Raw genomic sequence first — 10,571 nt, forward strand, 5'->3', positions numbered from 1 at the left:
GTTCACGGCGCGCCCGCCGCTCCGCGCGCCGGGGCACGCCCCAGTCGGGGGTGACGGGCACCCGGGCGTTCTGGCTGAACTCCAGCACCGGATAGCCCAGTTCGAGGACCTGGGCGACGATGCGGGCGCTCTCGCCGACGCTCATGCTGGGCAGGATCTCGGGGAGTCTGCGGGCGAGTTCCTCCGCGCCGGGGAAGTCGGTGTGCAGGGCGAAGCCGGGCGCGATGCGTTCGACGGCGACAGCCGGCTCGTCGTCCCGCCGGCGCAGTGTCTCGGCGTCGGCGGCCAGCACGAGGAGACGCTCCCGGCCGGGGCCGACCAGGGGGTACGCCCACCACAGGACGTCCAACCGGTCGCGGCCGGGCACGGTGACCCGGGCGCGGCCGGCCGCCGGGTAGGACAGGTGTCCGTCGAGGGAGGTCTCCAGGTCGTGGCCGAGTGCGTCGTAGGCGCCGTACGCCCCGTGGACCCGGGTGTCGTCCTCGTCCGGGAGGGCGCCGGAGACCGGCAGCAGGTCGAGGGCGGGGTGGCCCACCGCGTCGTCCCTGTCGGTGCCGAAGAGCCGGCGTGCGCCGGTGCTCCAATGCGACACGAGGCCGGCGCGGTCGACGACGACCACGGCCAGGGGGATACGGCCGACCGCGGCGTGCTCCGCCGTGCCGTCACCGGCTCCGTGGCCGCTAGTCGCGCCCGTGTCGGTGCCACGGTCCATGGCCAAGGCCCTTTCTCCCCACAGCTCGCAAGATCTGCGCCGCCCCCACTACCGTACGGCTGCGTAGCGTCGCGATGTGTGGCAATACGCGAATTGCTCCATGGGAGCCTCCGGCGCACACGCATGCCACGTGGGCGGCGCACGAGCACTCGCACACCCCCCACATGACCACCAGCCGACCACCGGCGACCACCGACTGACCGCCGACTGACCGCCGACTGACAACCGGCGGAACTGCGGACCCGAGTTTCCGTGGCCGCCGGCCTCAGTCCCCGTACCCCAGCTGCAGGTCCCGCTCCGTCCTCCCACCGCCGACGACCTGGAGCACCGTCGCGACGGGGGGATATCCGGTGGCGATGACCGTGTACTCGCCGGAGGCGACGTCGCCGAACCGGAACGTTCCGTCGATGCCGGTGGTGATCGTGTCGACGACGCTCCCGGCGGCGTCGAGGAGCGTCACGCGCGCGTCCTCCACCGGCCGGCCGGCCCCGGCACGGACCGTGCCCCGCAGGACCGCGCCCCCGGCGAGTTCGACGTCCTGGCGGGTCTCGCGGGCGGCCCGGACGGTGACGGGGAGTGCGGCCGGGCGGTGGGAGTGGGCGCTCGCGGTGAGCATGTACTCCCCGGCGACCAGCTCGGTGATGAGGTACTCACCCTCCTCCCCGCTGCGGGTGGTCACGACGACCTCACCGTGCACATCGGTGAGGGTGACGGTCGCGTCGCTCACCGCCCGCCCGTCCGCCGTCCGTACGACCCCGGCCAGGCGCCCCGCGCCGCCGAGCACGATGTCGACCTCGACGGGGCCCTCGCCGACGGTGACGCTCACGGCCTGCGGCTGGTGACCGCCGGCCGTCGCGATCAGCACGTACGCCCCCGGCCCGGGGGTGGACAGCGCGTACCGCCCGTCCTCGCCACTGCCACCTCGCCCGGTCTGGCGGCCGGTGCCGTCGATGAGGGTGAGCGCGGCCCGGGGCACGACGGTGCCGTCGGGGTGCTGGACCGTGCCGCGGACGGGGACGCCGGGGGCGTACGGCGAACGAAGCGAGAGGGGGGTCCCCCCGCCCGAGGGGTGGGGGAGCGACCGCGGAACCCGGACGGAGGGCGCGGGCACGGGCGCGGGCTGCCGCTCGGGCTCGGGCTCGGCGGGGACCTCGTCGAAGGACACCGGCGTCCGTTCCTTGAGGAAGCAGGCGATGAGGAGCCCGAGGACGAGCACCGGCGTGAGGTACAGGAAGATCCTCGGCATGGCCGCCGCGTAGGCCTCGACGTAGGCGTCGCGCAGCGGGGCGGGCAGGGTGTGGACGAGGTCCGGGGTGAGGGAGCCCGGGTCGGGGAGGACGGCGCCCGCGCGCGGGGGAAGGCGGTCGGCGAGCCGGGCGGTGAGGAGCGCGCCGAACGCGGCCACGCCCACGCTGCCGCCGATCTGGCGGAGGTAGTTGCCGGCGGCGGTGGCGGCGCCGATGTCGGCGGGGCGTACGGAGTTCTGCACGGCGAGGATCAGGACCGGCATCACCATGCCGATGCCCGCGCCGAGGACGGCCGTCCAGATGCCGAACTGCAGCCGGGGCGTGTCCGTCTCCATGCGGGACAGCAGCCACACCCCGAGGGCGGTCAGGGCGCTGCCGAGGACGGGGTACGTCCGGTAGTGCCCGGTGTGGGCGACGAGTTGGCCGCAGACGACGGACGCGCCGACGATGCCGGCCATCATCGGCACCATGAGCAGCCCCGACTCGGTGGCGGAGATCCCGCCCACCATGCGCAGCTGGGTCGGCAGGTAACTGGCGGTGCCGAAAAGGGCGATGCCGACGGCCGTCCCGACGAGGCCGGTCACGACGAAGGCCGGGTCCTTGAACAGCCGCGGGGGGACGAGGGGCTGGACCGCGAACCGCTCGACGACGAGAAGGAGGACGGTCGCCGCGACCGCGCCGGCGGCGAGACCGAGGACGAGCCGCGAGTCCCAGGCGTACGCGGTGCCGCCCCATCCGGCCAGCAGGACCAGGCAGGTCGAGGCGACGGCGAGCAGCAGCGTGCCCAGGACGTCGAGGCGGCCCCTGGTCGTGTACTTCGGCAGTCTCAGCGCGAAGGTGACGACGGCCAGGGTGATGAGCCCGCAGGGCACGTTGACGTAGAAGCACCACCGCCAGGAGAGGTGGTCCGTGAGCCAGCCGCCGAGGAGAGGGCCCGCCAGGGAGGCGAGGCCGAACGCGGCGCCGACGAGGCCCAGATAGCGGCCGCGGTTCCGGGAGGGCACGATGTCGGCGATGATCGCCTGCACACCGATCAGGAGACCGCCCGCGCCGATGCCCTGGAGCGCGCGGAACACGATGAGCTGGTCCATGTTCCGGGAGAACCCGGCGAGCGCGGAACCCGCCACGAAGATCACGAGAGCGAACTGGAAGACGCCCTTGCGGCCGCGGAGTTCACCCAGTCTGCCGTAGACGGGAAGGGTGACGGTGGCGGTGAGCAGATAGGCCGTGATCGCCCAGGACATCCGGTCCACACCGTGCAGCTCGCCGACGATCTCGGGGAGGGCGGTGGCGACGACCATCTGCTCCAGCGCGGCGAGGAGCAGGGCGAGCAGAAGGGCGGAGAAGACCAGGCGGATCCGGCGCGGACCGATTCGGGGAGGCCCGTCCGCCGGTGGTGGTGTCGCGGGTGTGGTGGTCGGTTCGTCCTTCACCAGTGTGATCGCGCCCATGCGTACCGCTCCCTCGTCGCACTTACCGCACAATTCCCGCATTAAGCGGCAACTGTCGGTAAGTGCGACGAGTTACGGCATTCCGGGGAGCGTCACGGAGATCCACTCGAACCGGTGAGAGGGGCAACGCCCCCCGGATGAGCGCCGGTTGGATCGGGCATCCTTGTCGCCCCCGGCGTTACTTCTCCACCTCGGTGGCGAGGTTGGCGAGCAGGGCGTCGTAGATCCGGCCGAGGCCCTTGGGGGCGAAGGTCTTCTCGAAGAAGCCGCCGATGCCGCCGGCACCCTGCCAGGTGGTGGTGACGACGACACGGGAGCCGCCCTCGCCGACCGGGGTGACCCGCCAGACGGTGACCATGGTGGAGTTGCGGTCCTTCTCAACGAGCTCGCCGTCGGAGGGCTCGGTGACCTCCAGGAGGCAGTCGCGCACCCGCTTGCTGGTGGCCTGGAGCTTCCAGTGGACGAGGGTGCCCTCGCCGTCGCCGCCCTCGCGCACCTCGTACTCGCTGAAGTGCTGCGGCATCAGCTTCCCGCGCGCGCCGCTGTAGTCGGCCAGGGTGTCGAACACAGTCTCCGCGTCCGCCGCGACGACTCGTTCAGTCGTGGCCTCGACCTGCGCCATTGCACTTCCTCCAGCACTTGGTAACTCGGGGATGTGCGGAAAGCCAACCACCCCCCGCCCGGAGGGCCCAAATCGGGGTGCCCCAAGGGCCCGCCGCGGCCTGCCCGAAGGACCCCCGACGAGACCTCCACACGGTGTTCGAAAACCAGTTCGCACGATCAAGGGAACATGTGTTCTATTCTGGGGCGAGAGCAACCGAGGAGGCGTCCATGCGCTGGGACCATCTGGCCGAGAACCCCGCCACGGCCCGGGACGCCGCGCTGTTCGGGGCGGACGCGGTGACGAGCCGTACCTTCGACACTCCGGAGTTCCGCGGCATGACCTTCCACGAGGTCCGGGCGAGAACGATCGTGAACCGGGTGCCGGGGGCCTCCCGGATGCCGTTCGAGTGGACGGTGAACCCCTACCGGGGCTGCACGCACGCGTGCGTCTACTGCTTCGCCCGCAAGACCCACAGCTATCTGGACCTCGACACGGGCCTCGACTTCGACTCGCAGATCGTCGTGAAGATCAACGCGCCCGACCTGCTGCGCCGCCGGCTGGCCTCGCCGCGCTGGCACGGCGAACACATCGCGATGGGCACCAACGTGGACTGCTACCAGCGCGCGGAGGGCCGTTACGGCCTGATGCCGGGCATCATCGCGGCCCTGCGCGACCACGCGAACCCCTTCTCGATCCTGACCAAGGGCACGCTGATCCTGCGCGACCTGGACCTGATCCGCCAGGCGGCGGAGGTCACCGAGGTCGGCATCTCGGTCTCCGTCGGTTTCACCGACCAGGAGCTGTGGCGCACGGTCGAGCCGGGCACGCCCGCGCCCGAGCGCCGGCTGGACGTCGTGCGCGCCTTCACCGGCCTCGGCATCGACTGCGGGGTGCTGATGGCCCCCGTGCTCCCCTTCCTCAGCGACCACCCCGACCGGCTGCGCGAGACCGTGCGGGCCGTCGCGGCCTCCGGCGCCACCTCCGTGACCCCGCTGGTGCTGCATCTGCGGCCCGGCGCACGCGAGTGGTACATGGCCTGGCTGGAACGCCATCACCCCCGTCTCGTACGGCGTTACGAACTGCTGTACGCGGAAGGCGCCTACGCCCCGAAGTGGTATCAGCGGCAGATCACCCGTCAGGTCCACGAACTGGCCCAGGAATACGGCATGGGCCCCCGGCGCGCGGAGCTGCCGAGACGGATACCGGTGCGCGAGCCGGCCGTGCCGGAGAGGGCCGGGGACACGGCACCGACCCAGCTGACCCTTCTCTGACACCTCGGGGAGCATCCGGGCGCTTCTCCCGCCCCGATCGGGTCAAGTCTCGGTGTATGGCGTTCTCCGGAGGGTGCGGTCCGGGACGATGCGCGACGAAGGCCGTGGAGTGCACGGCCCGAAATCCTCCGTCCTGGGAGGCCTGACGATGAAGAAACGCGCAGCTGCTCTGTGCGGTGCCGCCGCCGTGTTGGCTGGAATGGTCACGGCGGTCCCGGCCGGCGCGAGCGGTGCTTCCGCCACCGCGCCGGTGGCGAAGCCCGCCTGGAAGAAGTGCGCCACCGGCACCTACCGGACGCTCCAGTGCGCCTCCCTGAAAGTGCCGCTGGACCACCGCGATCCGAACGGCAAGAAGATCACGCTGGCCCTGTCCCGCGTCCCCCACACCGCGAAGAAGTACCAGGGCCCCCTGCTGGTCAACCCCGGCGGCCCCGGCGGCAGCGGCCTCACCCTGGCCGGATTCGTCGCGTCCTCGCTGCCGAAGAAGGTGGCGGCGCAGTACGACGTCATCGGCTTCGACCCGCGCGGCGTGGGCAAGAGCAAGCCCGCACTGAACTGCAGGCCGGGCCACTTCGCGTCGGTGCGCCCCGACTCCCTGCCGAGCACCCCGAAGATCGAGCGGGCCAACCTGAAGCGCGCCGAGGCCTTCGCCGAGGCCTGCGCCAAGAAGTACGCGGGCGTGCTGCCCCACATCGACACGGTCAGCGCGGTCGAGGACATGGACGCCATCCGCGCGGCCCTCGGCGCCAAGAAGATCAACTACTTCGGGTACTCGTACGGCACCTACCTGGGCGCCGTGTACGCCAAGCTCTTCCCGAACCGTGTCCGGCGTGCGGTGCTGGACTCCGTGGTGGACCCCACGGGGGTCTGGTACGACGGCAACCTCCAGCAGGACCAGGCGTTCAACGACCGCCACCGGGCGCTGATGGCCTGGATCGCCAAGCACGACAAGACGTACAGGCTCGGCACCGATCCGGAGAGGATCGAGGCCAAGTGGTACGCGATGCGGGCGGCGCTGGCCGAGAAGCCCGCGGACGGCAGGGTGGGCGCCTCCGAACTGGAGGACACGTTCATGCCCGGCGGCTACTACAACGGCTACTGGCCCTACCTCGCCGAGGCGTTCGCCGCCTTCGTGAACAAGAAGAACGACGATCCGCTGGTCGAGGCGTACGAGAACTTCGGCGCCGTCGACGCGGCCGGCGACAACGGCTACAGCGTCTACGCCTCGGTGCAGTGCCGTGACGCGCGCTGGACCCGCGACTGGGACGAGTGGCGCGACGACAACTGGGCGATGTACGAGAAGGCGCCGTTCATGACCTGGAACAACGCCTGGTACAACGCGCCCTGCGCGTTCTGGCCCACGAAGTCCCTCGACCCCGTGGACGTCTCCAACACCGAGCTGCCGCCGGTCCTCATCTTCCAGGCGACGGACGACGCGGCGACCCCCTACGAGGGTGGGGTCGTCACCCATCATCTGCTGCGCGGCTCCAGCCTGGTCGTCGAGGAGGGCGGCGGGAACCACGGCATCTCGCTGAGCGGCAACGCCTGCCTGGACAAGCACCTGACGGCATATCTGACCGACGGCAGGGTGCCGCGCGGCCAGGGCGAGACCGACGCCGTCTGCAAGAAGCTCGCCGACCCGAAGCCGCTGGGCAAGAAGGCCGTGTCGACCTCGTCCCGAGGCTCGACGCTGCACGGGCTGCTGGGCTTCCGCGGCTGAGCCGGGGCCGTGGGGGTCCCGCCGGAAATCCGCGGGACTCCCACGGCCACCCCCGCCTAGGGTGCCGCCATGAACGACGCCCCCCATGACCTCCGCATCCGCGAGATGACCCTGTCCGACTGCCGTCCCGTGGCCGAGATCCGCGTAGGAGGCTGGCGGACCGCGTACGCCGGGCTCGTCCCGCAGTCGTACCTCGACGCGATGGACGTGGACAAGGACGCCGAGACGCGCCGAGCGATGCTCTCGAAGGCCGGCAACCCCGTGGTGAACCTGATCGCCGAGCGCGCCGGGGAGATCGTCGGCTGGTCGGCGTACGGCCCCTACCGCGAAGGCGACGTGCGCACCGGGGACGCCGAGTTGTACGCGATCTACATACGACCGGGCCACTTCGGCGCCGGCGTGGGCACCGCGCTGCTGAGGGAGTGCGCCGAGCGCTGCGAGGCAGCCGGCCACGGCCGCATGCTCCTGTGGGTCCTCAAGGAGAACACCCGGGCCCGCCGCTTCTACGAACACCACGGCTTCCACCCGGACGGGGTCGAGGAGCCCTTCGAGGCGGACGGCGTCGAGGTGCCCGAGGTCCGGTACGGACGCGCCCTGTGAGGGGCGCGGGGAACCACGCGACGAGCACCCACCTGACCCGCGGCCGCATCACGGCCCCGGCAGCGCAGCGCTACCGCTGCTTGGGGATGCGCGCCAGTGCCCGCACCGCCGCCTCCGCGAGCGTCGGATGCGCCAGGGCCTCGTTCAGTACGGTCCTGGCGCGTGCGTCCTCCAGGGCCCCCAGTCCCTCCACGCACGCGAGCGCCACCCGGCGGTAGGGATCGTGCGGTCTCAGGCGGCGCCGGAGTGTGGTGATCAGCGCCGGGACGGACTCGGGGGCGCGGAGCTCGGCGAGCAGGCGTACGGGATGCAGGGCGTAGGCGACGCGGAGTTCGTTGGTCGCAAGAGCGGCCGCCGCGCGCGCGGTGCGAGGGTCCCCGAGGCGGGCCAGTGCGTATGCCGCGGACGCGCAGCGCGGCGGATCCCGGTGGTTGAGCAACAGGACGAGAGCCTCGAAGGCCCGCCGGTCCCCGACGACACCCAACCGGAACGCGGCCAACTCCCGCGCCCACAAGGGCTGTCCCGGCTCGATGAGCAGGGCCGCCAGTTCGTCCGTGGACTCGGTCGTGACAAGCCGCTCGTATCCCGCCGCGCCCCCCGACTCGCTCCGCACACGCTCCGTGAGTGATCGCAACTCCTCGTCCATGTCATCGAGCGTACGGGCGCCCGGCGCGCTCGGGGGACGTACCTCACAAACACGGGGGCTGGCGCGCTCGTTACCCACCGGTTAAGCTCAGACGAGCGAGTTACCCACTCGTGTTCGCTCTCGACGGTTTGGTGACGCAGCCGTTGTGAGCACAGTCGGTTCGGTACCTGGAGTACCAGTACGGCTCGGCCTCGGGACAGGGCCGGTCGGTTCAGCCGTTCCCCCGGGCGTGTGCACGCCCGCGGCGACGGCACCGGGCGTGTGCGTTCATCAGCCCGGCACCACCCCACACCCGCACGCCACGCGCCGGTTGCGCGCTCTTCGCGTACCCGCGGCGTTTCCCTCAGCCGTCACCTCATCCTGGAGTCCCGCGATGGCCACTCCCCTTTCCGACTCGTCGCTGTCCCCGCAGTCCCCGTTCAAGACGATCGCCGTGGTCGGTCTCGGCACCATGGGCACCGGCATCGCCGAAGTGCTGGCCCGGGCCGGCCGCGAGGTCGTCGGCATCGACATCAGCGAGGCCGCCGGCGTCCGTGCCGTCACCGCGCTGGAGGCCGCGACCGAGCGCGCCGTGACCCGTGGACGCATCACCGAGCAGGAGCGCGGCGACGTGCTCGCCCGCTTCCGCACCTTCACCGACCTCCAGGCCGCGTCCGACGCCGACCTGGTGATCGAGGTCGTCCCGGAGTCGTACGAGATCAAGCAGCAGGTCTTCCGTGAGCTGGACGCGATCGTGCGTCCCGAGGCCGTCCTCGCCACCGGCACCAACGCCCTGTCGGTGACGCGGCTGGCCGCCGAGTCGGCGCGGCCGGAGCGGGTGCTCGGGCTGCACTTCTTCAACCCGGCGCCCGCGATGAAGCTGGTCGAGGTCGTCTCCTCGGTGCTGACCGCGCCCCAGGCCGTCGCCTCGGTCACGGATCTCGCCCTCGACCTGGGCAAGGAGCCCGTCGCGGTCGGCGACCGGCCCGGATTCGTCGCCGACGGGCTGCTGTTCGGCTACCTCAACCAGGCCGCCGCGATGTACGAGGCCAAGTACGCCTCCCGCGAGGACATCGACGCGGCGATGCGGCTCGGCTGCGGGCTGCCGATGGGCCCGCTGGCGCTGCTGGACCTGATCGGCGTCGACACCGCGCGCACGGTCCTGGAGGCCATGTACACGGCCTCGCACGACCGGCTGCACGCACCGGCGCCCATCCTCAAGCAGCTCAGCGAGGCGGGCCTGACCGGCCGCAAGTCGGGGCGCGGTTTCTACTCCTACGAGGCCCCCGGCTCCGCCACCGTCGTGCCGGACGCGCTGACGCCGCGGGACGGCGTCGCCACGGTCCCCGGGCGCACCGTCCGCTCGGTGGGTGTCGCGGGCTCCGGGACCATGGCGTCCGGGATCGCCGAGGTGTTCGCGAAGGCCGGGTACGAGGTCGTGCTGGCCGCCCGCAGCGAGGAGAAGGCGCAGGCCGCGAAGGCCCGTATCGGCAAGTCGCTCGCCCGCTCCGTCGACAAGGGCCGGATGACGGTCGAGGCCGCCGCCGAGACACTGGACCGGATCACCCCGGCGGGCTCGTACGACGCCTTCGCGGACGTCGACCTGGCGTTGGAGGCCGTGGCCGAGGACCTGGAGGTCAAGCGGCAGCTGTTCGCGACCTTCGACAAGGTCTGCAAGCCGGGCGCGATCCTCGCCACCACCACCTCCTCGCTGCCCGTCGTCGCGTGCGCCCGCGCCACGTCGCGTCCGCAGGACGTGATCGGGATGCACTTCTTCAACCCGGCGCCGGCGATGAAGCTGGTCGAGGTGGTCCGCACGGTCCTGACCGCCGACGACGTGCACGCCACCGTCCGCGAGGTGTGCGCGAAGGTCCGCAAGCACCCGGTGGACTGCGGCGACCGGGCCTGTTTCATCGTGAACGCGTTGCTGTTCCCGTACCTGAACAACGCGATCAAGATGGTCCAGGAGCACTACGCGACGCTGGACGACATCGACGCGGCCATGAAGCTGGGCGGCGGCTACCCGATGGGTCCGTTCGAACTGCTGGACGTGGTCGGGCTGGACGTGTCGCTGGCCATCGAGAAGGTCCTGCACCGCGAGTTCCGCGACCCGGGGCTGGCCCCGGCGCCGCTGCTGGAGCACCTGGTGGCCGCGGGCTGCCTCGGCCGCAAGACGGGCCGCGGCTTCCGCGAATATGCCAAGCGCTGAGGAGGCGGGCGACGGGATCGGGTCTCCCCCGGGCCCGGCGTCCGCGCCTGGCCCGGGGGAGACCCGGGCGGACCGGTCCACGGCGGACGCCGACCCGGTGGGCCGGTCCGTGGCAGAGAACGGTCCGGTGCG

At 71.7% G+C, this 10,571-nt stretch carries 8 protein-coding genes; 4 read left to right on the plus strand and 4 right to left on the minus strand.

The genetic code is table 11. The features are described from left to right. The 3 genes from AWZ10_RS02825 to AWZ10_RS02835 all read right to left on the minus strand — a co-directional run. Window positions 1-712: PAS domain-containing protein (locus AWZ10_RS02825; RefSeq protein WP_159058198.1), on the minus strand; the 712-nt coding region annotated here is incomplete at its 3' end. Between the two features lie 265 nt (window positions 713-977). After that, window positions 978-3,410, minus strand: coding sequence for an MFS transporter (locus tag AWZ10_RS02830; protein ID WP_060890359.1), 2,433 nt, complete (start codon window positions 3,408-3,410; stop codon window positions 978-980). Between the two features lie 178 nt (window positions 3,411-3,588). Next, complete coding sequence (locus tag AWZ10_RS02835) at window positions 3,589-4,032, minus strand: SRPBCC family protein (protein WP_060890360.1); 444 nt, start codon at window positions 4,030-4,032, stop codon at window positions 3,589-3,591. A 209-nt stretch (window positions 4,033-4,241) separates the two neighbouring features. Between AWZ10_RS02835 and AWZ10_RS02840 the strand changes: the two genes are divergently transcribed. The 3 genes from AWZ10_RS02840 (at window position 4,242) to AWZ10_RS02850 (ending at window position 7,605) form a co-directional block, all read left to right on the plus strand. Continuing rightward, window positions 4,242-5,285 carry an Rv2578c family radical SAM protein gene (locus tag AWZ10_RS02840; protein WP_046702807.1) on the plus strand — a complete coding sequence of 348 codons (1,044 nt, stop codon included), beginning with the start codon at window positions 4,242-4,244 and terminating at the stop codon, window positions 5,283-5,285. A gap of 148 nt (window positions 5,286-5,433) precedes the next feature. Continuing rightward, entirely contained in the window at window positions 5,434-7,005 is a 1,572-nt protein-coding gene (locus AWZ10_RS02845; protein ID WP_079104278.1) for an alpha/beta hydrolase, read from the plus strand. 69 nt (window positions 7,006-7,074) lie between these two features. Then, entirely contained in the window at window positions 7,075-7,605 is a 531-nt protein-coding gene (locus AWZ10_RS02850; RefSeq protein ID WP_046702809.1) for a GNAT family N-acetyltransferase, read from the plus strand. 70 nt (window positions 7,606-7,675) lie between these two features. On the opposite strand, the gene AWZ10_RS02855 is transcribed toward AWZ10_RS02850, so the two are convergent. Further along, the gene (locus tag AWZ10_RS02855; RefSeq protein ID WP_037703963.1) at window positions 7,676-8,251 is read right to left on the minus strand and encodes an adenylosuccinate lyase; all 576 of its coding nucleotides are present in this window, start codon (window positions 8,249-8,251) and stop codon (window positions 7,676-7,678) included. A gap of 373 nt (window positions 8,252-8,624) precedes the next feature. On the opposite strand from AWZ10_RS02855, the gene AWZ10_RS02860 reads away from it, so the two are divergent. Next, window positions 8,625-10,439 carry a 3-hydroxyacyl-CoA dehydrogenase family protein gene (locus AWZ10_RS02860; protein ID WP_060890362.1) on the plus strand — a complete coding sequence of 605 codons (1,815 nt, stop codon included), beginning with the start codon at window positions 8,625-8,627 and terminating at the stop codon, window positions 10,437-10,439. Window positions 10,440-10,571 lie beyond the last annotated feature (132 nt).

The organism is Streptomyces europaeiscabiei (genome assembly GCF_001550375.1).
Taxonomy (GTDB): domain Bacteria; phylum Actinomycetota; class Actinomycetes; order Streptomycetales; family Streptomycetaceae; genus Streptomyces; species Streptomyces europaeiscabiei.